This is a genomic window from Pseudoalteromonas sp. BZB3, from assembly GCF_040104455.1.
Lineage (GTDB): Bacteria > Pseudomonadota > Gammaproteobacteria > Enterobacterales > Alteromonadaceae > Pseudoalteromonas.
On the sequence record NZ_JBECOS010000002.1, the window covers coordinates 184,603 to 210,414 of the forward strand.

Annotated in this window: 23 protein-coding genes; 14 read left to right on the forward strand and 9 right to left on the reverse strand. The window is 42.9% G+C overall.

The window, feature by feature from the left end:
• Positions 1-3: 3 nt before the first annotated feature.
• Entirely contained in the window at positions 4-816 is an 813-nt protein-coding gene (locus tag ABMY35_RS02925) for a Brp/Blh family beta-carotene 15,15'-dioxygenase (RefSeq protein WP_349284952.1), read from the forward strand.
• Positions 817-820: 4 nt separating this feature from the next.
• On the opposite strand, the gene idi is transcribed toward ABMY35_RS02925, so the two are convergent.
• Positions 821-1,363 (reverse strand): isopentenyl-diphosphate Delta-isomerase, encoded by a 543-nt coding sequence (gene idi, locus ABMY35_RS02930; RefSeq protein WP_349284953.1) that lies wholly within the window; start codon positions 1,361-1,363, stop codon positions 821-823.
• Positions 1,364-1,544: 181 nt separating this feature from the next.
• Positions 1,545-2,795 carry an acyltransferase gene (locus tag ABMY35_RS02935; RefSeq protein WP_349284954.1) on the reverse strand — a complete coding sequence of 417 codons (1,251 nt, stop codon included), beginning with the start codon at positions 2,793-2,795 and terminating at the stop codon, positions 1,545-1,547.
• Positions 2,796-2,976: 181 nt separating this feature from the next.
• Here ABMY35_RS02935 and ABMY35_RS02940 point away from each other — a divergent pair, with 181 nt between their 5' ends.
• The 6 genes from ABMY35_RS02940 (at position 2,977) to ABMY35_RS02965 (ending at position 9,430) form a co-directional block, all read left to right on the forward strand.
• A complete protein-coding gene (locus tag ABMY35_RS02940) occupies positions 2,977-3,828 on the forward strand; it encodes a LytTR family DNA-binding domain-containing protein (protein ID WP_349284955.1) in 852 nt (283 codons plus the stop codon).
• A 93-nt stretch (positions 3,829-3,921) separates the two neighbouring features.
• Entirely contained in the window at positions 3,922-4,470 is a 549-nt protein-coding gene (locus ABMY35_RS02945; protein WP_349284956.1) for a hypothetical protein, read from the forward strand.
• Between the two features lie 314 nt (positions 4,471-4,784).
• Entirely contained in the window at positions 4,785-7,127 is a 2,343-nt protein-coding gene (locus ABMY35_RS02950) for a TonB-dependent receptor (protein ID WP_349284957.1), read from the forward strand.
• 139 nt (positions 7,128-7,266) lie between these two features.
• Positions 7,267-7,602, forward strand: a complete 336-nt coding sequence (locus tag ABMY35_RS02955; protein WP_349284958.1) for a hypothetical protein — start codon at positions 7,267-7,269, stop codon at positions 7,600-7,602.
• The gene (locus ABMY35_RS02960; RefSeq protein ID WP_138567674.1) at positions 7,602-7,871 is read left to right on the forward strand and encodes a hypothetical protein; all 270 of its coding nucleotides are present in this window, start codon (positions 7,602-7,604) and stop codon (positions 7,869-7,871) included. The genes ABMY35_RS02955 and ABMY35_RS02960 overlap by 1 nt, the downstream gene beginning before the upstream one ends.
• Positions 7,868-9,430, forward strand: coding sequence for a PepSY-associated TM helix domain-containing protein (locus tag ABMY35_RS02965; RefSeq protein WP_349284959.1), 1,563 nt, complete (start codon positions 7,868-7,870; stop codon positions 9,428-9,430). The genes ABMY35_RS02960 and ABMY35_RS02965 overlap by 4 nt, the downstream gene beginning before the upstream one ends.
• Positions 9,431-9,610: 180 nt before the next feature.
• On the opposite strand, the gene ABMY35_RS02970 is transcribed toward ABMY35_RS02965, so the two are convergent.
• The 3 genes from ABMY35_RS02970 to ABMY35_RS02980 all read right to left on the reverse strand — a co-directional run bounded on the left by ABMY35_RS02970 (position 9,611) and on the right by ABMY35_RS02980 (position 13,344).
• Positions 9,611-10,057 carry a transposase gene (locus tag ABMY35_RS02970; protein WP_349284960.1) on the reverse strand — a complete coding sequence of 149 codons (447 nt, stop codon included), beginning with the start codon at positions 10,055-10,057 and terminating at the stop codon, positions 9,611-9,613.
• Positions 10,058-10,502: 445 nt separating this feature from the next.
• Positions 10,503-12,353 carry a choice-of-anchor I family protein gene (locus tag ABMY35_RS02975; protein WP_349284961.1) on the reverse strand — a complete coding sequence of 617 codons (1,851 nt, stop codon included), beginning with the start codon at positions 12,351-12,353 and terminating at the stop codon, positions 10,503-10,505.
• A gap of 103 nt (positions 12,354-12,456) precedes the next feature.
• Positions 12,457-13,344: a LysR substrate-binding domain-containing protein gene (locus ABMY35_RS02980; RefSeq protein WP_349284962.1), complete on the reverse strand. Its 888-nt coding sequence runs from the start codon at positions 13,342-13,344 to the stop codon at positions 12,457-12,459.
• A 200-nt stretch (positions 13,345-13,544) separates the two neighbouring features.
• On the opposite strand from ABMY35_RS02980, the gene ABMY35_RS02985 reads away from it, so the two are divergent.
• From ABMY35_RS02985 to ABMY35_RS03010, 6 genes are all read left to right on the forward strand, one after another.
• Positions 13,545-14,675 (forward strand): S-(hydroxymethyl)glutathione dehydrogenase/class III alcohol dehydrogenase, encoded by a 1,131-nt coding sequence (locus ABMY35_RS02985; RefSeq protein WP_130254874.1) that lies wholly within the window; start codon positions 13,545-13,547, stop codon positions 14,673-14,675.
• Positions 14,676-14,736: 61 nt separating this feature from the next.
• Entirely contained in the window at positions 14,737-15,576 is an 840-nt protein-coding gene (gene fghA, locus ABMY35_RS02990; RefSeq protein ID WP_349284963.1) for an S-formylglutathione hydrolase, read from the forward strand.
• 150 nt (positions 15,577-15,726) lie between these two features.
• Positions 15,727-17,007 (forward strand): LysM peptidoglycan-binding domain-containing protein, encoded by a 1,281-nt coding sequence (locus tag ABMY35_RS02995; RefSeq protein WP_349284964.1) that lies wholly within the window; start codon positions 15,727-15,729, stop codon positions 17,005-17,007.
• 46 nt (positions 17,008-17,053) lie between these two features.
• Entirely contained in the window at positions 17,054-17,845 is a 792-nt protein-coding gene (locus ABMY35_RS03000; protein ID WP_206076443.1) for a hypothetical protein, read from the forward strand.
• 28 nt (positions 17,846-17,873) lie between these two features.
• Positions 17,874-18,524: a hypothetical protein gene (locus ABMY35_RS03005; protein WP_349284965.1), complete on the forward strand. Its 651-nt coding sequence runs from the start codon at positions 17,874-17,876 to the stop codon at positions 18,522-18,524.
• Complete coding sequence (locus tag ABMY35_RS03010; RefSeq protein ID WP_349284966.1) at positions 18,521-19,540, forward strand: AraC family transcriptional regulator; 1,020 nt, start codon at positions 18,521-18,523, stop codon at positions 19,538-19,540. Before ABMY35_RS03005 ends, ABMY35_RS03010 begins: the two co-directional genes overlap by 4 nt.
• Here ABMY35_RS03010 and thpR read toward each other — a convergent pair.
• Complete coding sequence (thpR, locus tag ABMY35_RS03015; protein ID WP_349284967.1) at positions 19,532-20,059, reverse strand: RNA 2',3'-cyclic phosphodiesterase; 528 nt, start codon at positions 20,057-20,059, stop codon at positions 19,532-19,534. The genes ABMY35_RS03010 and thpR overlap by 9 nt on opposite strands.
• Before the next feature lie 134 nt (positions 20,060-20,193).
• Between thpR and ABMY35_RS03020 the strand changes: the two genes are divergently transcribed.
• Positions 20,194-21,432, forward strand: a complete 1,239-nt coding sequence (locus tag ABMY35_RS03020) for a serine hydrolase domain-containing protein (protein ID WP_349284968.1) — start codon at positions 20,194-20,196, stop codon at positions 21,430-21,432.
• A 71-nt stretch (positions 21,433-21,503) separates the two neighbouring features.
• Here the strand turns inward: ABMY35_RS03020 and ABMY35_RS03025 are convergent, their stop codons facing one another.
• The 3 genes from ABMY35_RS03025 to ABMY35_RS03035 are packed head-to-tail and all read right to left on the reverse strand — an operon-like array spanning position 21,504 to position 25,776.
• The gene (locus ABMY35_RS03025; RefSeq protein WP_349284969.1) at positions 21,504-23,840 is read right to left on the reverse strand and encodes an ABC transporter permease; all 2,337 of its coding nucleotides are present in this window, start codon (positions 23,838-23,840) and stop codon (positions 21,504-21,506) included.
• Positions 23,827-24,510, reverse strand: a complete 684-nt coding sequence (locus tag ABMY35_RS03030) for an ABC transporter ATP-binding protein (RefSeq protein WP_349284970.1) — start codon at positions 24,508-24,510, stop codon at positions 23,827-23,829. The genes ABMY35_RS03025 and ABMY35_RS03030 overlap by 14 nt, the downstream gene beginning before the upstream one ends.
• A 30-nt stretch (positions 24,511-24,540) precedes the next feature.
• A complete protein-coding gene (locus ABMY35_RS03035; RefSeq protein WP_349284971.1) occupies positions 24,541-25,776 on the reverse strand; it encodes an HlyD family efflux transporter periplasmic adaptor subunit in 1,236 nt (411 codons plus the stop codon).
• Positions 25,777-25,812: the final 36 nt, after the last annotated feature.

The following is a 25,812-nucleotide window of genomic DNA, read 5'->3' on the forward strand; positions in this document are numbered from 1 at the left end:
TGTATGCTTGCCATCGCTGATCTCTCTCAGCTTTTTTTGTTCACACTCGTTGCCGTCGCCATTTTCTTTGTTGGGATACCTCATGGTGCACTTGATGTGATTGTTATTGAAAAATACTGTTTAAAACAGCTGCCTTTCCAAAGTAGCCTCCTCAAAAGAGTCATTTTGTATGGTGTCTATCTACTCATTGTCTTGGTTTGTTTATTTTTTTGGCAATCCTCTCCTTTTATTGGCCTCTTAACTTTCTATGTCTTGGCGATTGGCCATTTTCAAGAAGACTGGTTTGAACTAAATCACTTTTTAGCCAGAATATGCCTTGCCTCAATTTTACTTAGTGCAAGCGTATGGCTTTACTCTGACAATCTAACGTCTCTGTTTATGCTACTTGGAAACGACCAAATTTCGGCTGAAAGATTTATTTTACTGTTGAAAGCTTTGAACAGCATAAGCTTAATTGGCTTAGTTTTTATCCGTGCATTTCATCCTTATTTTAAAACACATATTAAAACGACATTGGGTATCGCACTGGCTGCCTTTTTGTTACCGCCTCTGGCATTTTTTCTAGCTTACTTTTGTGCATTTCATTCAATATTACATACAAAGAAGATTATGACCGACTATCAATTAAGTAGATTCTCATTTATCTGTTGGGTGAGCATACCTATGGTTGGCACCGCACTGTTGGCATTCGCTTTTTTTATTATGTTTAACAATATTCGAGCGATCGACGAAAATCTTTTTAGCACCACATTTATTTTGTTATTCGCGCTGACGGTGCCCCATATGCTGTTAACCATTTGGTCGGAAAAAAAGTAGCTGTTTATGATTTAAAACCCAATAAAAAAGCACGTACATGCTTAAAAACATCAGCAAACCATGCCGTAAATCGTTTCGGTTCTGTGTCTAAGAGTTGCAAAATTTGCTGCTCTTTCATCCACTCAAATGACATGACTTCATTTGGCTCAGGGCAGATAGGATCAGGTGAACACTCTGATATAAAAATATGGTCATATTCATGTTCAATGAGATCATTATTTAAATAAGCTTTATAGGTAAATGGCGATAGTGCATGGAGCGGTGACAATGTCATGATACCTAGCTCTTCATTGACACGTCGACGAACAGCATCTTGAATGGGCTCGCCCCGCCTAGGATGAGAACAACATGTATTACTCCAAAGACCACCACTATGATATTTACCAAGCGCACGACGTTGAAGTAGAAATTCATAGCCTGATTTGGTATTCCTGACAATCATGAGTGAAAACGCACTGTGCAAAAGCCCCAACCTATGTGCTTTGAGCTTTTCTTCGTAGCCAATTACATTACCCAGCTCATCAACTAATTGAACTTCTTCTTTCATACATTATTTCACCTATGTGATGCTACTTATACTATGAGTAATACGTGTGAAGTCACCCTTTAAGTTTAGGTAAAATATACAATTTGCTATATTTTAAAACACTTTTAATGTACACAATCATCAAGCTTTTCTGAATAAGCATGAGTCAACCCGATATATAACTAAGGGTTACGGAATATGTTCAAAATAGAATGTTTAGGGCCATGGGCACCAAAAGGATGAACATCAAAGTATTCCCTGCTATTTTAAGGTGTCTGGAATATTCTTTATTTACCCTGATACCAAATAATGGCTGCATAAATGGCAAGTAATTTAAGACAACACACAACAGAGCACAGAGTGTAAAAGTACCTAATACAATTAAGCAAGCCTCCGCTACTGCCCCCAAATTCATATCATGGAACCAGAATGCCAAAGCAATAATGATACTCTGATGAAAAATATAAAAAGGAAACACTAACCGATTAACTCTTGGCAATAAGCGATGGGGACGCTTTAAGAATCGCGCTGCCAATGCCAACATCGTCATCACGCCAAGCAATCTCTGAGCAGTGTAAAGCATGTCCATTGCGGTAATCTGCCATTGTAAACTTTGATCGTTAAGCCAAATCATTTGGTAGCCCCAAACCACCAGCAGATATCCCACAATAAAGCTACCTAATAGCCTATGCCAGTTCTGACTGAGCTTTTCAAAGAACGCTCGATGATGTGTCAGTAAAAAGCCATAAATTAAAAAAACAAGCCCCATTGGATAACGAAATGTCTCACTAGGCCAAGACAGTTTTAATACACAAAGAGGCACTAATAGCCCTAAGAAAACCCAAATAAAATCGCGCTTTATGAGTGATTCAAGCGCAACTTGCAACCAATTACTCCACAATATAGGTAGCAACAAAACCAACAGTAAAGTGAACTCCCAAAGAGAGCGTAAATACCAAAGATGATTAACATCAACATGTGGCCAAATCCCCGATTGATACTGAGAAAATAATGGGTTAGATAAGTCAGTAAAGGCCAGATAAAACTGAAAATAATTAAGATCTAACCCGACTTCTTGGTGCATTTGTGCGTACAGTTGAATAGGCACAATCAGCCAGACGCCAATAAATAAAGGGAGTAAGATTTTTATGGTTCGACTGAACAAAAATGAGGGTATTACGCTCTTTTGTATTAAACAACTTAAAGCGGCACCCGAGATAAACCAAATTAAACCCATTCTCCATGGCGAGAGTAAGAGCATGGCATTTTCAATCCCTGAGCTTAGGTACGTGCTTTTGAAATGAAATCCCCAGTTTTGCGTATACAACATGCCTGTGTGATAAAACACCAACAAGCCAAACGCCAAGACTCTAAGCCAATCCAGTTCAACTAAACGTGACGATGAATGCGTTAAGGGGGGTTGCCATAATGTAGAGATATTTTTGAGCATCATATTTCCTATCTTGTACTCTATCCAAGTAATCTCACTGTTGCTGAATACTGTCTGAAATAAAATAAATATGTGCTTAAAAAACAGTAACTAGGGATAAGCGGTGGCAATGTGGGATAAACAGCTTGGGACTGCTTAAGTTACTTGATAAGCTGGTTTTATGTTCACTTAAAGAGAACCAAAGATGGCGCGTTCTACACATTTTTTAAGATACTCAGGTCAGTATGGCGCGATATTATTAATGGTTTATATCCTTATCAACAATACCATTAATGCCACTTCTGACATTATGGAAGCGCAACGTGATGGCGTATTGCCTTTTCAGTTATGGGAACCATTTGTCTGGGAATATAGCAGCGCCTTAAGTACGCTAATACTCGTACCCGGTGTAATTTACCTTCTTAAATACCAACCTTTTAATTTTCAAGCCATAACACGCTCACTCTGCTTGTACATTTTCGCGTCAATCGTGTTTAGTGTGTTACATGTTGCCATTATGGTGGCACTTCGCAAACTCGTTTATTGGAGCCAAGCAAGCAGCTACGATTTTGGTTTGCTCTGGTATGAATTTTTGTATGAATACCGAAAAGATGTATGGGGGTTTTTGTTTTTAATTATGGCGATTAAAGGCTATCAATATCTTATCGGCCAATTAAAGGGCGAGGCCCATGTTCTGCAACAAACTGAAGAGTCTGTAAAACCGCAGTTTGAACGCCTGCTGGTAAGAAAGCTTGGTAAAGAATTTATTATCAAGGTCAATGATATTGAGTGGTTAGAATCTGCAGGTAATTATGTCAACTTACACATTGGTGGGCGTATTTATCCACTTCGCGCCACCTTAACTAAGCTCAGTGAACAACTCGAGCCTCAGGGGTTTTGTCGCATTCACCGCAGTCACGCGGTACGACTTGATGCCATTAGTTCCATCACCCCCATTCAAAGTGGCGACAGCGAAGTGACCCTCATTAGTGGTAAGAAGCTTAATCTTTCGAGACGCTATAAGGAACAGTTTAAAGGTCAATTAAGGCCTAATTAGCCGAAGATACTTACAAAGTATGAACACTTTCTTACAGTTAGCGCCCTTTACTCACCTTACAATTTCATCAGTTTTACTTGCAAGGACCCCCGCATGACGCGCTACATTGCTTCTCTTTTCTTACTCGGTTTAACCTCTTTACCTTGTGCCGCTAATGATGATTTCGATTTTTCTTTATTTGCCAAATCAGAATTTAATGCGCTTGATGACCATATCATTTCAACTGGATTTGAAGTGCTTGGCTATTTTAATCACACCCCTTTTGGTATTGGTTTTATTAGTGCTTTAGGAAATGCCAGTGTGACAACAGAGCAAGGTTATCGCGAAGACTTTCTCACTTTAGATACCGGGCTTAAATTTGGTTATTTCTCTACTATTTACGCATATGGTGAGTTGGGCTTTGATGCATTTGAGCTTATGTTTCACGACCAGCGTAACAATGACCGCTATAGTAACCACTCAAGTATCACCGTTTATAATGCGCCAAACAACGAGATTGATGCATACTTAGGTGCAGGCATCGGTGTGCAAATAGAACACCTTAAACTCGAAGCCTACACCCGCTACCGACAAATTGATGGTAATGGCTGGGAGGCTAAAGATAACCATTTCACTGGCTTGCAGCTCTCCTTTAGCTTTTAAATACCTGTTTTAAGTCATTTCATTAATGCATATATTAGTATATTCATGAATATATGCATTCTTTTTAGCAAACCCTATGTGTACATTTAATCTAAGATAGCTCTCATACAAAGCAGCTAGAATATTTTTTTATCCAAACAAATCAGCACTTTAAAAAAGTATCAACATAACTTTATTACCCCACCTTTCTCAGCCCAGCATAAAAAACAGGTTAAAAGACCCACAACAAGCACAGTAATGATAATGATTTGCAATTTTGATCATGTTAGTATTTGCAACCTGTTTTTTGAGCAAATACTTTATACGGACAAATAATGAAACTCTCTGCGCTCTCATTTGCACTACGTGCGTCTCTTGCAATTCCGATGGCACTGTCTAGCCAACTTGTTTTTGCCGATGATCAAGGTGATGAAAAAGAAATCGAAACCATCATGGTCACAGGTCAGAAAATTGCACGTAGCCTGCAAGAAACCACCACAAGTGTTGCTGTATTAACTCCTGATATGATCGAACAACAGCAGATCAACACTTTCACCGATGTGATGATGAACACAGCCAATACCCATGGCGATAGCTATGGTTTCAGCATTCGCGGAATCGACGGCTTTAATGTATCTGGCGGTGGTAATAGCTACTTAGCAAGTGTGTATATTGATGGCGCACCGCTACCACAGGGCTTAGTTCGTAATGGTGGCTTCTCAACATGGGATGCGCAGCAAGTTGAAATCTTGCGTGGGCCACAATCTACATTGCAAGGGCGCAACGCACTTGCTGGTGCAGTTATTTTAAATACTCAAATGCCAAGCCATGAAAACGAAGGTAAATACAAATTTCTGATTGGTCAGAATGGTCAGCAAGAAGCCGGTATTGCCATTGGTGGTGGCCTGGTTGAAGATGAGTTGTCATTTAGATTCAGCGGTGAAGAAAAGCGCTACGATGGTAACGTCACGAACTTACATGACAACTCTGACTCAGATTTTAATGAAGAACATACCTATCGATTAAAACTTTTATACGAGCCGGCAGGGTTAGAAGACTTTTCGGCAATGCTTAGCTACATGAACGCAGAGCGCGCATATGGTGATGCAAACTTAACTACCAATGCTGGTGAAGTTGATTTTGACAACCGTAGTACTTCATATAACGATACTCGTGAGCGTAAAGCCGAAACTGAACTTGTTTCTTTAACTTTGAACTATGACATTAATAGCGAACTATCGTTTTCTTCTTATACAACTTACTCTGACGTACTTGAGGCATTTGACTGGGATTCTGACTATCCACAAGGTCTAGGTAACACACCTGTCGTCGACACGGGTAGCAGCACATTCTATGACAATACTGAAAAAACGCTGACTCAAGAGTTCAGGCTTACTTTTGACTATGAGAGCTTTAGCGGTGTAGCGGGTGCTTACTACTTTAATGGCGACCGCAAAGAGTTAAGTACGGGCTTAAACAACTACAATCTATCTCGTCTTGGCCTATCAAGTAACGCATTGCAAGCGCAATACAAACTTAGTCCACAAATCGCTGATTTAGTCATTGCTCAGTATGCAGAGATTGATCCTGCAAGAACTAAGGTCTATTCACTGACAGAAAGTAAAGTAACTAGTTATGCACTCTTCGCTGATGGCGTTTGGCACATAAATAAAAAGTGGGATATTTTAGCGGGGGTGCGCTTTGATCGCGAAGCGCAAGAAAATGGTAATGATGCTGAATATACTATTCTTAACCAAGATAAAATGCCAAACCCAGCAAATTATGTAGGTACACCTTTCGAGGGCATTGTACCACTGATAACAGGGATTAACGGCAGATTACTCGGCATTGCAGCTGACGCTTCAAAACCTGCGGCCTTAGCAGATACTAGCTTCAATACTTTCTTACCGAAAATTGGTGTGAGCTATCATCTGAATGATGACATCATTTCAACCTTTACTTTTCAGAAGGGTTATCGTTCAGGCGGTGTCGGTGTAAACCAAGCGAAATCAGTGACATTTGAGTATGAGCCTGAATATACAGATAATTATGAGTTAGCGATCCGTTCAACTTGGCTAGATGGCGCATTAACTGCGAATGCCAACTTCTTCTATACAGATTGGACCGATCAACAAGTTTCAGTACAACTCTCTTCAAACAACTTTGACATTCAAACAGTGAATGCGGGTAGCTCAGAAGTGAAAGGCTTCGAATTTGAAGTCAATTATAACGTAACAGATTACCTCAAAGCCTATACGGCAATTGGTTATGCGGGTACTGAATTTACAGACTTTAAAATCACAACTCCAGACACTGAATACGACTTAACAGGTCGCCAATTCGCTGCACCTGAACGTACGCAAAGCGCGGGTCTAACCTACCAAGGGCCAGATGGCCTATTCGCGAACATCAATATTAACTATGCAAGCGATGCACCGAATAGACCGAACCCATATCGTGATGGTTTGGAGCCTGGCGACGCGTTCTTTGACTTACATAACGATGCGCGCACTCTGGTTAACTTACAGCTTGGTTACGAATGGGATAACTATGGTATCTACTTCATTGGTAAAAACATCACTGATGAAGAATATTACGTCGCACACCGTGCCCGTAATGCACGTTTAGGTGCCCCAGCAGAATATGCAATTTCGTTCCGTGGTGTATTCGACTGGTAACACAGTCAACACTTAGCCCCTATAAAAAGATGTCGTAGCAATGCGACATCTTTTCGCGGTTTTAGGAAATATAACTAATACCACCCTCTTAATTAAGTGATTTATTTTGAGGATTGGTACAAGTAGCAAGGATTTAACAATGAGTTTTTTTTACCTCCTTCCTGCCTATTGGTTAACTGGCATGCTGCTTTATGCCTCAAGCCCTCGGCAACAGTTTTTAAAGACACAACAATTTAAACCCCCTCGCTGGTTGGCATTAGTCACCATTGCAGTACTCAGTGCGATTACTCTGTCATTGCTGATTGGAGCGAATTTCAGCCCAGTAGTCGCCGGTATTTTTGCGCTACTTAGTTTAATGCTATTTATTCCCGCGCCTATATTCTTACTTAACCATAAACCTCAGTGGGCCATCGCTAGCGTTATTGCTACCAGTGTACTTAGTGCCGGTTTGCAGCTAATTGCAGGAGGCCAATAATGTGGCATAAAACATTTGCCGGGTTCTTGTCTGGCACCATCGTAATGATCTTAGTGCCGAGCATTTTAAGTCTTTGGTTAGTCACACATATCAATATGATATTAGCCATATCCCTGGTACTGGCATTATCTGCTTGGGCTGGCGTAATGACTTGGTGTTATGGCGCGGACAGTGCCAAGCAGGCCTGGAAAAGAGCTGGCTTACTGGCCATTCCCACCATCATTATTTTTGTGATCACCTTCTTTACTGCAGCAGGACCAACAGGATGAAACAGTCTACGTTAAAGAATTTCACCCATGCACATGCATGGCTTGGTTTGATCATCTCAGGCGTTTTGATGATCGTCTTTGTCTGTGGCTCAATGTCGTTTTTCAGAGAAAACATCGTATTGTGGGATATGCAATATGATGCACCGAAAACAGACTTAGCCAGTCAAAAACAACACGTACCTGTGTCAATGATTGCCCAACAGATCAGCGACCAAGGGCATACCATGCCGGCAGATCATGGTGTGTTTATCGAACTTCCTACCCAAGCTCAACCTTTTTATGTCAGTTATTTTGAAATCGAGACACCTGAAGGCGAACATGTTGATGTCAATCAGAGTTTTGATCCAGAAACAGGCCAACGTTACGAGTTAGATCAAGAAGACTTTTATCTTGGTAACATGCTGTATCGTATGCACATTAGTTTGATGCTACCTGGTGGCACCGAGTTGGTCGGTATTGTGTCGTTGATCTTCTTTGTCATGGTGTTTACCGGCACGCTGATCCTGCTGAAGAAAATCATCAGTCATTACTACCAATACCGAGTCGACCGCCGCAAAGACACCTACCTTGATGGCCATAGCATTATTGGTATTAGTACCTTACCTTACACGTTTTTATTTGCCCTTACAGGTGTGATGTTCAACTTGAGTATTTTACTGCAAGCTGGGTTTGGTTTTGCGGTATTTAAGGGTAATATCCCCTCTCTAATGGCAACCGCAGACTTTTACGCGCCACCAAGAATTACAGAGCTCTCGGGTCAGCCTGCAGACTTAACTTTGCTAGATGATATGGTGGAAGATGCACAGCTTCGCTACCCTGAGCAAAGCGTGTACTTTTTGAATATATTTGCGCCCAACGATCAAGCAGGCCAAGTTGAAGTTGCAATGACAGCGCCCCATACTCTCGACCAACTGACTCGCCTGACATACTCGTTAGCAGATGGCCGTTTAATCAAAGAATATAAGCCAAGCCAATCAGCCACCGCAGGCACATATAGTGTACTCAGTTCTCTGCATTTCGGTGAATATGGCGGCAATACGCTGAAGTTTATCTATTTCTTACTCGGTTTAGCATGCTGTTATATGATTTTAACAGGTAATCTAATCTGGCTAGAAAAGCGTGAAAATAACCGTAAACAAAGTAAACGCGGCCTGCAATTCGTGAAAGCCATGACCTTAGCGCTATCGAGTGGTACTTTGATCGCCGTTGCCAGCACCTTCATTGCGGCACGCTTTGCACCAGAGTCATGGTCACAAGTCAGTCTACTCCCGCCTTTGTTTGGCGTGATGATCTTAGTTTGTTTAGTACACGGCTGGTTTAGTAAAAACGTCAGAGGCGGCATGATCCAACAGCTTTACATTGCAGCGGTGTTAGCGTTAATTTGCCCACTGTACGACTTGATCCAGATGCTGCTTGGCCACACACCACCGAGTTATCTCATTGTGGATGTTTGGCTGGTGACCATAGCTCAAATGTTAGTCGCTGGATTTTGTTTATTATTGGTGAGACATCACAGACCAAGAGCAAAAGCGTTTAATCTAACGCCTGCGGTCAGTTAATAAGCGAAAATACTGTCGCGCTAAAGCACGACCTACCAGACTCAAACCTTTGCCTGTAGGTCGACATTTACGGCGACAAATATCTTTAGTTACTTTTTGTCACGCTGAAGCACGACCTACAGGAGTAAAACCTTAGCTTGTAGGTCGTCGTTTACGGCGACAAGATCAACAGAAGTCGATTTAAAGATAAACACTATTCCAATATGGATAACTGCCAATATTCGTCACTAACCCTGCTCGCAAAGGGTTAGCAACGACATATCTAGCAATCGCTATGCGCTGTTCTTCGGCTCTCAGGGCACGAGCATAACAGGCACCCTGCCAAACTTTGCTATTGCCTTGGACACACTGGTTTATCATGTGGGATGAGTAACCTTTTAAATGCCCTACTACTTTACCTAATTCGGTATTTCCTAACCTTACTAGACCATGAAAATGATCTGGCATAAGTACCCAAGCCAACCAACTGCAATCGTGTTGCTGCTCGTTATATGAAATAGACTGACAAAAACGCTTGGCTAAATGATGTTCGATGAAAGTGGCATGGCGGTTGTGGCATGTGAAAGTAATAAAGTACTCGCCGAATGGTTTTGAATAACGTCCTTTTTTCAACTTCTGCCAGCTCATTTATTGCGCCTCTTCATTCACCTAGTACTAAGCTTAGCTCTTTGTCGCGCTAAAGCACGACCTACAGAAGTAAAACCTTCACTTGTGAGGCGTCGTTTACGACCATAAATATCTTTAATTACTCTATACCGTGCTGAAGCACGCCCTACAAAAGTTAAACTTTTACATGTAGGTCGTCGTTTACGGCGACAAAATCTGCTACGAAGGTGTATTTTGCACTAAATAAAAAAGCGCACTTCTCACAAATGCGCTTTTTGGTATGGGTAAGTTGTGCAACTTTTCTAAATTGTCGCGCTGAAGCACGACCTACAGGAGCCAAACCTAGCCTGTAGGTCGTCGTTTACGGCGACAAATTTGGTTTCGTAAATACCTCAGTTTAAGCTCGTCTAAACTTGCTCATTTCACATTGCGCAAAAGTAATCTGCTTCGCAGATCTATTTTGCACTTAGTCTTTTAATGCAACCTGCCAAACTGCCACTGAGCCTGAGATTTCATTACCAATAATAAGCAAAGGCTTGCCTGTGGCGCTTTGTTCAGCAGGTACAAATGACATGCCTTCTGGCGCTAAGTCACCTGTAATATCTGCGCCTTCAACCACGCCGCGGTTAAAGAAGTAATCAGCAAACTTAACGTCATAAGGGTTAGTGATGTCGTACACCATGATGCCGCCCATGCGCTCTAGACCAATAAACGCAAACATACGCTCACCAATTTGGCCCAGAGCCAACGCTTCAGGTTCAGCGCCTTTTGCATCAGAACGCGTGTCGCCTTCATTTTCATCTTCATCGTTGTTAAATGCAGCGCCATGAACAGATGCTGTAATACGGGCAATTTCATCGCCAGAATCAAAGACGATTAAACCATTGCTGTCCCAAATCGTGAAAGAACGCGCACCATAAGTGTAAAGTGCTTCGTATTGACCATCGTTATCAGTGTCACCTTTCACTGTTGTCACTTTTAGTCGACCAATATCGTCGTCATCGTTGTTTAAATAAGAAAAGTTACCGGCCAGCGTTAAGTCTTCAACACGAGACTCATCGATATACGACAAACAACCGTCGTCTTCATCAAAGTCTAGACCGCCTTTTGCAGTACAGTCCGCTGCATCTGAAGTATCAAAGAAGTATTCACGACCGTCACCTTCATTGGCAGAAACGACAAAGTTTGCACCTTTCCAGCTAAAGCTTGCAATGGTATCTGGCTGGTACATACCGTACAGACCCGGGTACTTCTTAAAGTTGATCTTGCCATCTTTATCAGACGCATCCATGACTAAGTTAGACCAATCTTTAAAGCCTAACCCCATCAACTTGACGCTATTGTCGCTTAAATCAACCACAGCTAAGCCATTGTTTTCTTGAATAGATACATAAGCATAACGGTTGTCTTTTGAAATACTGACATACTCAGGTTCAAGGTCCATCGCCACCGTGGTATTAATTAACTTGCCGTTGATTGTGCGACCCGTTGGGTTTGCGAACACCATACCCATGGCTTCTAATTCGCCCTGCTTGCCATTGTAATCTGTGAAGGTGATCTGAGTTGCGGTATCTGCCACTACACCATTAGTTACCGCAATCACACTGATGCTACCCTCAGGATCAACACTGTAATCACCCTCTGGCTCACCTTCGTTAGCCACAACGACTTTGCTGCCATCAGGGCTGAATGTCACCATGTCTGGTAATGCACCCGCTGTGACATTTTTGAGAAATACCGGCGCATCACCTGAAATATCATAAAACGCGATTTGACCATTTTCGCCAGTGGTTTTTGCTGCCATCGCAACCGCTAACAATTGATTGTTTTCATCGATTGCTATGCTATTCGCATCGCCTGGGGTGTTGTCGTTTAACGTTAACGTGATCGCACTGCTTAAGTTAGTCGTCGTGATCACACCTTCGTTATTTTTCACTAAACCAGCGCCATCAAAGCTGTCTGCTGCAATGATGTTTACCACAGCGCTATCACCTGAGCTGTTAATTGCGTAAATCCATTTTTTAGATGCTTGGTAAGCCACAATTTCAGCCGCACCCTCTGGACTTTGTGCGTTTAACACTGCACGACCAACCATTTGAATATCTAAAAGACGGTTGGCATCTTTACCATCAACCCCATTGGTGCCGTCTGTGCCATTTGAACCATCACTACCATTTGTGCCGTTTGAACCATTCGTACCAGCAACACCAGCTGGGCCCTGTTCACCTTGAAGACCTTGTTGACCATCGTCGCCATCAAGGGCACAACCTGTAAGAGCCGTTAATAAAGAGAGCGCGATCAGAGAGCGTTTAAGCATGACTAAACCTATTGTTGTTTATTGTGTAATATTTAATAGCGAACAATTAAACAGCAGGTTTATGACGTTTAAGTTTCTGCGATCTTAAGGATTGATTGCAGTTTTATTGCGTATTATTGTCGGAATCTAAATGCGTATTCAGATAATCCACCAGCAATCTGACTTTAGGTGATAAATGACGATTATGCGGATACAGCGCCCAAATTCCCTCTTCAGCTTCTAAGTACTGCGGTAACACCTCAACCAAGTTGCCTTGCTTTAAGTCATCTGCAATGTAGTAGTCGGGTAACTTGATTATCCCCAAACCTTTAAGTGCTGCATCTCTAAGTACAAAGCCACTATTACAGTTGAGGCGACTTTTCATTTTTAATGTGCGCTCTTTACCCTCAACGAGAAAACGCCAGTACTCGCTGTTCCCTGTTAAACACTGATGTTGTTTCAGCTCGTCTAATGTATGAGGTGCGCCATATTGACGTAAATAATCGGGAGAGGCGCAAACATATTGAATTCGGCTGGTTAAACGCTTTGCCATCATGCTTGAGTCATTCAACTTGCCAAGACGGATAGCTAGATCAAATCCTTCTGCCACCAAGTCAAAGGTTTGGTTGCTTAAAAACATTTGCACTTCGACTTCCGGATATTGGCGCATAAAATCATGTACCAGCGGCATGATAAACTGCTCACCATAAGCAACTGGGGCAGTCATTTTAATTAAACCCTGCGGCGTGTCTCGCAAATTACTGATTGCGCGCTCTGCCTCTTCAAGCCCCGTTAGCGCATGCTGGCAATGGTGAAAAAACACTTGGCCTTCTTCGGTCAGAGCAACCTTGCGCGTTGAACGATAAAATAGCTTAGTACTGTGCTTTTCTTCTAACGCGGTAACTTGGCGGCTGATATGCGCAGTCGATACACCTAATCGCTTCGCTGCTTGAGTAAAGCTACCCGATTGCGCCACCGCAACAAACTCATTAATGCCCTGCCAACTATTCATACTGCCCCATTATTACCACTGAGTAAAAGTAATTTACAAAAATAAGGGATTATCGAACAGGAGTAAACAAACTACACTTTCTCTCGTCAAAAATAATATGGCAAATACGCGTAAAGTACGTCGCTAAAATAGTTTTGAGTGCCTACGCTCTTATTTGCACATAACACTTAAAACAATTCACTTAAAAAACTGAGGACAACATGGCAGATCAATTTATTAAATCTAAGGCGGCCGTCGCATGGGGCCCAAATGAGCCACTTAAAATCGAAGAAGTCGATGTAATGCTGCCGCGTAAAGGCGAAGTATTAGTGCGCATCGTTGCAACGGGTGTATGTCATACCGACGCATTTACGTTATCAGGTGATGATCCTGAAGGTATTTTCCCTTCAATTTTAGGCCACGAAGGCGGTGGTATCGTTGAGCAAGTAGGTGAAGGTGTAACGGGTTTAGAAGTAGGCGACCATGTGATCCCACTTTACACCGCAGAATGTGGCGAGTGTAAGTTCTGTACATCTGGTAAAACCAACCTGTGCCAAGCGGTGCGTGAAACGCAAGGCAAAGGCTTAATGCCAGATGGCACAACGCGCTTCTACAAAGACGGCCAACCTATCTATCACTACATGGGTTGCTCAACGTTCTCTGAGTACACAGTATTGCCAGAAATTTCTTTAGCAAAAGTAAATAAAGAAGCACCACTTGAAGAAGTATGTTTATTAGGCTGTGGCGTCACAACCGGTATGGGTGCGGTACTGAACACAGCAAAAGTACAAAAAGGCGACACGGTAGCGATTTTTGGTCTAGGTGGTATTGGCCTTTCAGCGATCATTGGTGCAACCATGGCGGGTGCAAGTCGCATCATTGGTGTAGATATCAACGAAAGCAAATATGACTTAGCTAAAAAATTAGGTGCTACTGACTGTATCAACCCAAAAGACTTCGATAAACCAATTCAAGAAGTGATTGTTGATATGACTGACGGTGGCGTCGACTTTTCATTTGAGTGTATTGGTAATGTCGACGTAATGCGTTCTGCCCTAGAGTGTTGTCACAAAGGCTGGGGTGAATCAGTGATCATCGGTGTAGCAGGCGCAGGCCAAGAGATCTCAACGCGTCCATTCCAACTGGTTACTGGCCGTGTATGGCGTGGTAGCGCATTTGGTGGCGTAAAAGGCCGTTCAGAGTTACCTGAAATCGTTGAGCGTTACATGGCAGGTGAGTTTGGCTTACAAGACTTTATTACTCACACCATGGGCCTTGAAGACATCAATGAAGCCTTTGATTTGATGCATGAAGGTAAGAGCATTCGCTCAGTGATCCATTACAACAAGTAAACTGTTCAATACCCCAAAAGAGCTTGTATAAACAAGCTCTTTGTTCTTTATGGATACTAAAATGAACTTAGAGAATATCAGTAATAACAAAAGCTTTGGTGGTTGGCATAAGCAATATACTCATCAGTCTGAGGTGCTTAACTGCGCCATGCGCTTTGCTATTTTTCTACCGCCGCAGGTGAACGAAGGCCATAAAGTGCCTGTGCTGTATTGGCTTTCAGGCCTAACCTGCACAGACGAAAACTTTATGCAAAAAGCCGGAGTTCAACGTATTGCAGCAGAATTAGGCATGGCCATAGTAGCGCCTGATACTAGCCCACGTGGCGAGGGAGTGGCAAACGATGAGGGGTATGATTTAGGCCAAGGCGCAGGATTTTACGTTAATGCAACGCAAGCCCCTTGGGCGACACATTTTAAAATGTACGATTATATCCTTGATGAATTGCCATACTTAATTGAAGCGAACTTTCCGGTTACTTCACAGAGAGCTCTCAGTGGTCACTCAATGGGTGGACACGGTGCATTGATGATCGGCCTCAAAAACCAATCTCGTTTTAGTTCAATTTCAGCATTTAGCCCTATCACTAACCCAACGCAGTGCCCGTGGGGTGAAAAAGCCTTCAGTGCGTACTTAGGTGACAACAAGCAAGCTTGGACTGAATACGACAGTGTTGAGCTTTTAAAAGCAGGTAAACCGAGTTTACCAATCTTAGTTGACCAAGGCAGCGAAGATGGTTTTTTAACTGAGCAATTAAAACCTGAAAACTTAATTGCCGCAGCTAAGTCAGTCGATGCAGAGTGTGAGCTGAGAATGCAAGCAGGCTACGACCACAGCTATTACTTTATTGCTAGCTTCATAGAAGATCACCTACGCTTTCACCACCAGCATTTTAACGCCTAGTAACTAAACTGCCTTCACAGAGTGCGCGACGTAAAGTCGCGCCTACCATGCCACACCCTTCCCCGTAAAAATTTTCACTTAACCCTTGTAACTAACTTCTATACAATTGTTGCGATATTCAAAAAATAACTCTAACTAAAAAGAATCTTCATGCGCATTGTATTTATCTCACTTTTTCTACTGTTATCTGGCTGTGCCAGCCTAACCAACTCACCCACTGAAGTTGAAGAAACCATTGTTCATACACCTCCGGTAGAAGACAACGCACTCACAGAACCAAGTGAGCCAGTGGCACCGGTATTCATTGAAAATATCTTACCGAGTGAAGCTGAAGATGTTTGGCATCGTATTAGAATTCAATTGCAATTTGCGCCATCTAGTCACGAACGTGTACAAAACCGTGTTGATTGGTATTTAAAACATCCGAACTACATGGAAACTATTACAAAGCGCGCCGAGCCATTTTTATACTACATCGTCAATGAGGTTGAGCGCAGAGGTCTACCAATTGAGTTGGCTTTGATGCCATTAATCGAAAGCGATTTTGATACCAGCGCTTATTCTCACAAACATGCTTCTGGCCTTTGGCAACTGACGCCGCTTATCGCCAAGCATTATGGTGTAAAAATTGGCCCTTGGTATGACGGTCGTCAAGACGTGATTGATGCCACTAATGCCGCACTCGACTTTTTAACCTATTTGCACAAACGCTTTGATGGCAACTGGTACCATGCTATTGCCGCTTACAACACAGGTGAAGGGCGTGTTGCACGTGCCATTCGCAATAATAAGAAGCAGGGCAAATCAACCGACTTCTTCCATTTAAAATTACCTAGGCAAACGCGTCACTATGTACCTAAGCTTTTAGCTGCCGCGCAACTGCTTCGTGAAGAGCAAATGGCCTTTCCAAAAATCGCCAACCAGCCAACCATAGATGTGATTGATATGCGTCATGGGGTAATTTTAGATGACAAAAAGAAGTGGGCGCAGCTTGAAGTATTAAACCCGGGTTATACCCGTTTCCCAGCGTTATTAGACGGCCCTAAACACTTAGTTTTAAGAAAAGGCGAAAGTCAGAACTGGCAAGATTATGTCGCGAACTTACCCGAAATGCCAAGTGAACAATGGCAAAAGTACACCATTCGCCGCGGTGACAGTTTGAGTGTTATCGCCCAGCGTCACTCGATTACGGTTTCGCAATTAAAAAGCTTTAATCAATTAAAATCGAGCCGTATTCGCGCAGGCGACACCTTAATGCTGCCAATTTTGGCAGATAAGCAAATAGAGTATAAAGTTAAGTCAGGTGACAGCCTATGGCGCATCGCCAGACACTTTGATGTTACGGTCAGTAAAATTAAGCAGTGGAACAGCTTATCGAAAGACGTTTTACAGATTGGCGATAAGTTAACGATTTTCTTAGCCGCACCTTAAATACAATTTAAATAAAACAATAAAAATAACACGTTAAGGCAAGGACATGAGCGAACAACCAAAACAAGAACAAACGCAACAGGCCTCAGACTCAAACCAAGAGACACTCCATGCGCTCTCTGAGCAAGCCGTGCTAGATCATCACGATGATAAAAAGCATAAGCTCAGAGCAAAGCGCCCACCGAGAAAAGGCCTTACCCGCTCAAAGATAAACTCTATGCTCGCAGTGTGTGCCATTGTCATTTCTGCAGCCTCGTTTTATGCTACGTATCTACAAGCAAAAGCCTCGCAAGAGCAAGTTGCCGCCGCTAAACGTCAGCTTAAAGCCGAAACCCTACCTTGGCTCAAAATGGGCTATTCTAATTTCGATATTAACCAAGAAAAACAATATATTAATATCAATATTTCTAACTCTGGCACCGGCCCAGCCATGGTCCATTACATTGAGTACATTTATAACGATGAGAACCATTTTCACATTGAAGAGTTACTCGACACTTGCTGCTCGTTAAACGCATATAAAGAAGCCCTTGCTGAGATAGAGCAAGACCAAAGAGACATTAATTACCGCAACGCCTTCGGCTGGTTTGCGTCAAGCGATACCACCAACTTTTTACTTGCCGACGGTGAAGAATTTAATGTTTTTATGATGCAAAAGACCAATTTTAACTCGGGTCTTTGGCAACAAATCGACCAAAGCATATTCGATGTAAAAGTGAACGCTTGCTACTGCTCTATCTTAAAGCATTGCTATATTGTTGATGAAAAGTCCAATATTGAAGAGGTGCAAAGTTGTGACCTTCCTAAGCAGGAAGAAACACAAGCATTGACCGAGTAGTCCGTATTTTTCGACAGTATGAGTAGTTATGCCGAGTAACGACACCCAGTTTATACAGCAACTAAAACGCTTTGAGGGCGAAATCGCCCATCTCTATTTAGATAGCCGAGGCAATCCCACCATAGGGGTTGGATTCTTAATGGCCAACGCAAACCAGTTTTGTGCGCTCAATCTAGTCCATAAACAATCAGGAAAGCCCGCCAGTGAGCGCGAAAAACAAGCCGAATATAAAAAAATAAGCAAACAAAAGTCAGGTTATAAGGCCAATTGGTATGCGCAGTTTTGTGAACTGACACTACCCAGCCATGAAACCGATAAGCTCCTTCACAAACACCTCGCCCAGTTTAAACAAGAATTGAACAAGGTCTTTAGCAAACAAAGCGGTTTTAACTGCCAATTTGAACAGATGCCACTGAGTGCCCAATATGCTTTGCTCGATATGGCTTTTAATTTAGGCACTCCGCATTTAACGAAAAACTGGCCGAAACTACACCAAGCCATCAAGCAACAAGACTGGCAGTGTGCCGCCCAAGAATGCAGCCGCAGACATATTCAAAGTGAACGTAATGCAGCAACAGAACAGCTTTTTAAACAGGCCTCGAAGACTTCATCTCCTACTACCAAGCCTTCAGTATTGAGTTGGATAACGAGCCGTATCAAAAGTAAACTACTGCCATGACAAGCCTAACACTCGTCGACCTATTACTGCGTTTTTCGAGTGTTGGCATCATGCTGACATTGAGCACCTTACTTTGGCACAAGCTTGGTCGGGGCGAGCGGCTTTTAGCGTTGACACTTTCACTGTCTTTAACGGGCTTTCTATTGCTGACTCAGCCCATTCATGAGTTAAGGTTTAATCCAGCCAGAGGCGTGTTTCTCTTTTTAACTGAGCTGTTTCCTTTTGTACTCGCATTGACCTTTTGGCGCACCTTCCATGCTCGCTTCCCGCACTGGCTTTCACACAAAGCCAGTCAAGCCGGTATCTTCATACTTGTGCTGATTTTGTTTTGGCAATTTGTCCTCACCGATATATCGGCACCATTTCACCAAGTGATGCACTTATTAGAGGCCATCGCTTTACTTACCGCAATAGGCTTAAGCATGTGGGGCTTTCAGGATGATTTAGTCGATGCCAGAAGACGGTTGCGTATTGTATTAGCAACGTTATCAGTCGCTTATTGTTTATTGTTGTTGCTATTTGAGTTCACTGACTCACCATGGCGTCGTCAATCTTGGTTTATGTTGAGCAATGCTTTTGTTGTGTTTATAGCCTTATTTGCTAGTCTGCTGGCGATTAAAGACTGGTTGTTCACTTCAGTAACTCAGCTTGGACAACCTAAAATTAGCCCCTCGAGTGCTTTAACCGATAAACTCAATGCGCAGTTGGCAGCTCAAATCTATCTTCAACCAACACTCACCATTGCGCAACTTGCTGAAGCCATGACTGTGCCACCTCATCAGTTAAGAAAATATATAAATGAGCAACTTGGCTTTAATCATTTTAGTCAGTTTTTAAACCACCATCGATTAGATCATGTGGTTATGCAATTTAAGCAAGCAGATCAGGTAAATACACCAATATTAACGCTCGCGCTTAATGCCGGGTTTAACTCTATCGGGCCATTCAATCGCGCGTTCAAGGCGAGATTCAACACCACACCTAGCCAATATCGAAAGCAGTTATTTTTAGATTAAATCAAAGGTCTCTATCGGCTCGTAAATAAGTCCCTCGGCTCCTGTTCGATGCGAGTGATAAAGGTGAAACTGGTTGACCTGAAGTGAACATGGCGCGATAGCCTGATTTGTTTCAGGACATGGCTTATGACTTCGGTATAAGGTGATGTGAGGCGAAAACCCATAAGGGTTATCATAAATACCCAGTTCAGTGCCTATGCTTCTTAATGGCTCAGCTAAAGCTTTAAGTTGTGGCGCGATGAAGTCGGGTTTCAAATAAAAAATACCATTGTGCGCCCAATAGCCAGTTTCGCTAAACGTTAAAGAAAAGCGAGCCACTTGAAGTGCGCGAGCAAACTCAATTAATTGCGCTTGCTGCTCAGCAGACACATTCGGTAAAAAAGCCAAAGTAAGATGCCAATTACTGGGCTTGGTATGTGGTTTTTTTGTGGTGACAGAGTTTGTAAGCCAAGCCTCAAGGTGCTCAGTCACCCCCTGATCTAATCCTATTCCAAAGAACAAACGTTTGGCTTCACTCATAGCTTCCTCTTTATTATCATTTTTAACAAATAAACTTACTCTTTTAACTATCGGCCAGCATTTTTATTTATCGGTAAGATTTAATAGCAACACTTTCAATATATTAGCTCTATCACATTCAATGAGAGCTTGTTATGAAAAACAAAATTATTACCCTTATATGCCTGATTATTGCCTTACTGATCTGGTTATTCAAACCCGTTTACGATTGGGCAGCCTATCGCGGTAAAGCCCCAATTTTATTTGCAAGCCATTATGCGCTGCCAAACTCCCCTCATCCAGAAACAAGTCATGCGCATAGCCAGACTAAACTCGATGAAGCAAAGCTCATTAATATTCTTAAGAAGTACAGAGCGCAAAGCCATGCGCCAGGGTTGTCTGCAGCCATTGCCTACCAAGGTAAACCGCTTTGGTCGGGTACAGTTGGCTATGCGTCTTTAGAGAACAACATACCACTAACAACTACTCATCAATTTCGAATTGGCAGCACATCAAAGGCTATGACAGCAACACTGTTGGCACAATTGATTGATAAGCATAACTTCAATTTAGATACCCCGATCCAAGACTATTTAGGATTCAACCCAAATCCACTATGGCCGGCAATGACACCTAGGCAGCTTGCCTCACACAGTTCTGGGTTACCGCATTACAAACGCAATACTGACTTGATGGGACTGTATTATGCGATGGCCCTAACTAGCCATTTTGAAACACCGCTTGAGGCGCTAAAAGGCTTTGACGGCAGTGAGGTACTCTACTCTCCCGGTGAACAGTTTTATTACTCAAGTTACGGCACTGTGTTGCTGAGCGCCGTGCTTGCTGCCGCATCAGGACAAGACTTTATCGATGCTATGCGCGAGCGCATCTGGCAACCACTTGATATGCCTCAGACTGGACTAGAAGAAGATGCTAAACACCTTGTTGATTTTTATTTTAATAACAAAGGGCAGCAAACAAGCTATATACCATGGCGCAAAGTCGACTTGAGTCATCGTTTAGCGGGCGGAGGATTTATCAGTACGCCTAGCGATCTGGCCAAACTCGGCAGTGGCTACCTAGATAGGCATTTTTTAAGTCAAACGACTGTCGATACCATGTGGACACCGCAACAACTCAACAATGGTGAAATAAACCCACAAAACTATGCGCTGGGCTGGCGAGAGGCGAAAAACTTACTACTTGATAAATATACGGTTTATCACCATGGCGGGGTATCAAGAGGGTCGCAGTCAATCTTGGTGGTTATTCCAGAGTTGTCTTTGAGTATTGCAGCAAACATCAACGTGAATACAGAGAAATTTTGGGACTTTGGTCATGTTGTGACGGCACTCGCCAGTGAAGTACATCAACAAATAGGTATAACAAACTGAATAATGTGTGGCTTTTAATCACAATCGTTCAAAGCCACACGCCTAATTAACTAGAGCTTAGGGTAACTACTTTATAACTCCCGTAAAGATTGCTGGATTGGTTGGTTCAACAACTTTCTCAGCGGTAATACCACTGCTACTGCAGATAATACAAACGTCACTAACACCGCGCTTAAAGCAGCAAGTATGTCTAGTTGCAGGGTATTGAACGAGGATGAATTGAATAGTACAAACACAGTTAAGCTCGTGAATATGGCTACAGCTAATGCCAATAGACTGTACTTCAATCGCGTCAGCAGCACAAATTGCTCAGAGGCGCCGATTGCAAGCAATACACTAATAGCTTGCTTTTCAACGCGTAATTGCGCCTGTATTTGATACCACAAACCACTGAATACACCTCCCACAATCACAGCAGCAACCAATAACGCAAACCACAGTACATCTTGCGATTGCTGATCGAACACTTGGATCACCAGTTCAAGCGTCTGGGCGTCAGATACTTTCGCACTTGGCACTTGTGACTTCACCCACGCCGCTAACTGCGCATGCTGTTTTGACTGCGGCGACTGTAACACAGTAAATACTGCCATCGTGTCTGAGTTAAGCTGCTCTAAAGGTAAATACAAAGTCGGTTGCACACTCTGAGATCGCCCCCAATGCGGTATGTCTTCAACAATGCCTGTAATGGTATAGGTTTGCTCTTGCAGACCATATTGAATCTGAGTTCCGAGTAAAGACATCAGATCATCATGTTGGTTCAAGCGCTCAGCAAATGTGTGATTGATCACAACACCACTGTGCCACTGCTTAGACTCTAGCCCAGTTACTTTAGCATCGAGTACATTAAAAAATTCAGAACTGGCATGCATAGTCGCAATATTAATCTCTTGCCCGGTTTGTGGTGCTTTAAACTCATAACGATTAAGTTGAGCAAAAGAAGAGCTCAAAATCGCCTTTGCTTCAGCGCCCTTGTCTTGTGCCAATAATTGTCGCCAAGATATAGGGAAATTACCCGTATCAACTTGAGTTTGGGTTGCTGACAAAGCAATACTGGTTTGCTGATACTGTTGCCACTGCTCTTTCACCACAAAAGTCAGTGTATAAATGGCCACCAAGGCTGCGCTTAGTTGCAACACTAAAATGCCCTGACTCAATAACTTCTGCCATAAAGAAGCGCTGTGGTTGGTTTGTCGCGTAAACAAATCTTTCTTCAATAGATTCAGCAATGGAATACCGGCACAGGCCAATAAGCTCAGTATCATCATCAAAATTGCACTCAGTAACACAGCGCCGTTTAGCACCATGTCTTGCTGACTAAAATACTGTTGATAACCGGCGGTGCTTTGCACCATGGCTTTTAAGAAAGCTAAACAAGGATAAATTAAAATACAGACCACACAGGCCATGACGAACGCAAAGCGCATAGCAGAGCGAAAAAAGTCTCGGTTTTGAGCGCCTAACAACCTCAATGTTCGCAATTCATCTGCTATTAAGATCGCCCGACTGCTTGAAAGCGAGAATAGTGTAAAAATTAAAATGAGCCACAACGACACCACTAAACCAAGCAATAGCTGCCAAGTAAACACTAGGCGCTGGTAACCTTTAGGATCAAACTGAACACCAGATAAAATGGCCAGAGGCAAAGTTGATTTACCGAATGACATACCTTTCACAGACAAGTCTAGCTCAGCCAATTGAGCAGTCGCTTGGTGTGGTTCAAACTCACCCGATGCCGATACCAAACCATAATACATTGGCGCCGCGAGTAAAAAGCGATCGAGCATCATGCCACCTGTGAATGGAGTTGAATACTGCAACATGTCTTCTGGCAACCAAGCATCGAGTAATTCAGCGCCAACTTGGTCGTATTTTTGGTCAAGTACCCCCAACACTGGCAGCCCTTGTGGTAAGCGCTTAAAGCTAAACACCTTACCAACCACTTCAGGGTTACTATTTAGGTTTTCTTGCCAAAATCGGTGTGTTAGCCAAATACCCAAGACACTACTTTGCGCCATATCTAGCCCTATACTCTCTGCTGAATTTGCAGAGAACACCGCACTATTGACCGCATTAAAGGTTTGGTTATTAAGTGAAAAGCTATATTTTTTTATCACCAGCCAAGAGACATCCTCAACCACAGGAAACGTTTTTAGTTTCTCTAGGGCCTGCCGACTCACCGGGCTTAAACTGTTATTCTCATGTAACCTTCCAACCGTATAAAGGGGTTTGTCGGTGTTTGTCCACTGTGGATTTTCGTAAAACAGCATGCCACCTAAGCGCAGCGCAATGGCCAGCAAAGCTGCAGAGAAAGCAAAGCCAAATAAAATGAGTGCAAGCTTAAAATACTGACCGCGCCAACGTCGCCACTCACATAGCAACTCAAAGAGTGTATTATTCGCCGTCATAAGTCACTTGCCCATCTAGAATTCGGATCTTGCGCTGACAACGCGCGGCAACATTTTCATCATGGGTAACGATAACCAAGGTTGTCCCTTGTGCCGACAGCGACAATAATAAGTTCATGACTTCTTCACCGGTTTTTTGATCTAGGTTACCCGTAGGTTCATCGGCAAGAATTAAAGCCGGCTCATTAATGAGTGCTCGCGCAATAGCCACACGCTGCTGCTGACCTCCAGAGAGTTTGTCAGGCGTGCTATTGCTTTTATCAGCTAATCCTACCTGCGCTAATACACTTTGTGCTCTAGCGATATATTCAGCAGGTTTAATACTCTTGTTAAAACGCATCGGTTGTATGACATTCTCGAGCACTGTCATGCTGGCGATCAGGTTAAAGTTTTGAAAGATCCAACCAATATGACGATTTCGCAGCTGGCTTTTTTGTTTTTTGGTTAATGATGTGACGTTCTCTGTACGCAGTAAATATTCACCTTTGCATGGCTCATCCAGTAACCCGATGATTGAAAGTAAGGTGGATTTACCACTGCCTGACGGGCCCAAAATCGCAATCGATTCACCATCGTCAATGGTCAAGTCGATGTCTTTTAAAACCGCGTCATTATTTGCTGCTTGAGCAAACGATTTGTTAACCCTGTTTAGAGCAATAAGAGTATTCACGCTTTAATCCTTAGCTTTATTTTCTGATTATTATAATTTTATTGCTGAGCGAGACTGAGGTAGTGCCTTTAACACCTGCTCGCCTATTTCAACGCCCGCCAGCACTTCTATAAATTCACTGCCTTGCATGCCAATTTTGACCTGCTTTTTATGCACTTCGTCACCATCAAAGACATATAAGACTTGGCGCTCTTCGCCCGCCTTTAAATACAGAGGCTTAGCAACGCGAAGCGTATTGTCTTTACTGGCTAACATGACCTCGGCTGAGACCGACAAGTTATTTACCGCAGAAGAGGGAATGTGTTCTGTAAAGGTGGCTTCAAACTTAATTTGATTGGCTTCAACATTAGGGTGCACACGCACCACTTGTGCGGCATACGTTTTACCCTTGATGCCAATATTCACTGCCATCCCCGCCGATAAGATATCAATGGCACTTGCTGGTGCTAATAACTGAGCGAACAAGCTATTTTGACTCGATAATTTAGCCAATACTGTGCCCTTAGAGACCGCCTGACCTATTTCTATGTCTGCTAATAGCTCAGTTAAAATGCCCGACTGCGTTGTTGTTACTTGCAAATTGTTAACGTCATCTTGGGTCATCGCCAGTTGCTGCTTTTCGCTTTCAAGCTCAAGCGCCAAGGCTTGCTTTTCGTACTCTAAGGTGTTTTGAAAAGCCGCTTCACTGCGCTTGGTTAAATCGAGCTGCAATCGCAATTGCTCTAACCGCGTTTTTGCACGTAAGAAGTCCAACTCACTCAATAGTTTGGTTTCATGCAGCTTACTTAAGGTCTCTATCTCTTGTTCTGCAAACTTTAATTCGCTGGCAGCCATCGCGACGTCGTTTTGCAATTGTGTGGCTTCTCGCTGCAATTTTGCCAGCGCTGAGACATGCTTTGCTTGCGCCTTTTGCCAATTAAGCTTCGCGATTTGTAGCTGTCGTAATAATTGTGGGTTTGAGAGAGTAATAATAGCCGTATTGGCATCAACCTCTGCGCCTGGTAACACATTCAGTTCGCTGACATGCCCGTCGACCTGAGCCACCAAACTATTTGATGCTCTTGGCGTAAGACGGCCAAATACCGCTAAGGTCTGTGTTACTGAGCCGCGTTCAACAGCAGCGAGCTGCAGCTCACTGGGTTGCTCTGCAAATAATTGTCGAGCAATAAACCACACAACCAAGGCAGTCAGAGCAACACCACTCATACCAAATATAAGCCGCTGTAAATGTCGACTGTTTGAGTCTTTTTCAGGGATTGTCAGCATCTAATATCCTTATGCTAGTTATTACCACAACCTATT

Excerpts from the sequence above, each read along its gene's own strand:
- ABMY35_RS02925 (WP_349284952.1), top strand. The coding sequence starts at position 4 with ATGCTTGCCATCGCTGATCTCTCTCAGCTTTTTTTGTTCACACTCGTT.
- idi (WP_349284953.1), bottom strand. The coding sequence starts at position 1,363 with ATGAAAGAAGAAGTTCAATTAGTTGATGAGCTGGGTAATGTAATTGGC.
- ABMY35_RS02935 (WP_349284954.1), bottom strand. The coding sequence starts at position 2,795 with ATGATGCTCAAAAATATCTCTACATTATGGCAACCCCCCTTAACGCAT.
- ABMY35_RS02940 (WP_349284955.1), top strand. The coding sequence starts at position 2,977 with ATGGCGCGTTCTACACATTTTTTAAGATACTCAGGTCAGTATGGCGCG.
- ABMY35_RS02945 (WP_349284956.1), top strand. The coding sequence starts at position 3,922 with ATGACGCGCTACATTGCTTCTCTTTTCTTACTCGGTTTAACCTCTTTA.
- ABMY35_RS02950 (WP_349284957.1), top strand. The coding sequence starts at position 4,785 with ATGAAACTCTCTGCGCTCTCATTTGCACTACGTGCGTCTCTTGCAATT.
- ABMY35_RS02955 (WP_349284958.1), top strand. The coding sequence starts at position 7,267 with ATGAGTTTTTTTTACCTCCTTCCTGCCTATTGGTTAACTGGCATGCTG.
- ABMY35_RS02960 (WP_138567674.1), top strand. The coding sequence starts at position 7,602 with ATGTGGCATAAAACATTTGCCGGGTTCTTGTCTGGCACCATCGTAATG.
- ABMY35_RS02965 (WP_349284959.1), top strand. The coding sequence starts at position 7,868 with ATGAAACAGTCTACGTTAAAGAATTTCACCCATGCACATGCATGGCTT.
- ABMY35_RS02970 (WP_349284960.1), bottom strand. The coding sequence starts at position 10,057 with ATGAGCTGGCAGAAGTTGAAAAAAGGACGTTATTCAAAACCATTCGGC.
- ABMY35_RS02975 (WP_349284961.1), bottom strand. The coding sequence starts at position 12,353 with ATGCTTAAACGCTCTCTGATCGCGCTCTCTTTATTAACGGCTCTTACA.
- ABMY35_RS02980 (WP_349284962.1), bottom strand. The coding sequence starts at position 13,344 with ATGAATAGTTGGCAGGGCATTAATGAGTTTGTTGCGGTGGCGCAATCG.
- ABMY35_RS02985 (WP_130254874.1), top strand. The coding sequence starts at position 13,545 with ATGGCAGATCAATTTATTAAATCTAAGGCGGCCGTCGCATGGGGCCCA.
- fghA (WP_349284963.1), top strand. The coding sequence starts at position 14,737 with ATGAACTTAGAGAATATCAGTAATAACAAAAGCTTTGGTGGTTGGCAT.
- ABMY35_RS02995 (WP_349284964.1), top strand. The coding sequence starts at position 15,727 with ATGCGCATTGTATTTATCTCACTTTTTCTACTGTTATCTGGCTGTGCC.
- ABMY35_RS03000 (WP_206076443.1), top strand. The coding sequence starts at position 17,054 with ATGAGCGAACAACCAAAACAAGAACAAACGCAACAGGCCTCAGACTCA.
- ABMY35_RS03005 (WP_349284965.1), top strand. The coding sequence starts at position 17,874 with ATGCCGAGTAACGACACCCAGTTTATACAGCAACTAAAACGCTTTGAG.
- ABMY35_RS03010 (WP_349284966.1), top strand. The coding sequence starts at position 18,521 with ATGACAAGCCTAACACTCGTCGACCTATTACTGCGTTTTTCGAGTGTT.
- thpR (WP_349284967.1), bottom strand. The coding sequence starts at position 20,059 with ATGAGTGAAGCCAAACGTTTGTTCTTTGGAATAGGATTAGATCAGGGG.
- ABMY35_RS03020 (WP_349284968.1), top strand. The coding sequence starts at position 20,194 with ATGAAAAACAAAATTATTACCCTTATATGCCTGATTATTGCCTTACTG.
- ABMY35_RS03025 (WP_349284969.1), bottom strand. The coding sequence starts at position 23,840 with ATGACGGCGAATAATACACTCTTTGAGTTGCTATGTGAGTGGCGACGT.
- ABMY35_RS03035 (WP_349284971.1), bottom strand. The coding sequence starts at position 25,776 with ATGCTGACAATCCCTGAAAAAGACTCAAACAGTCGACATTTACAGCGG.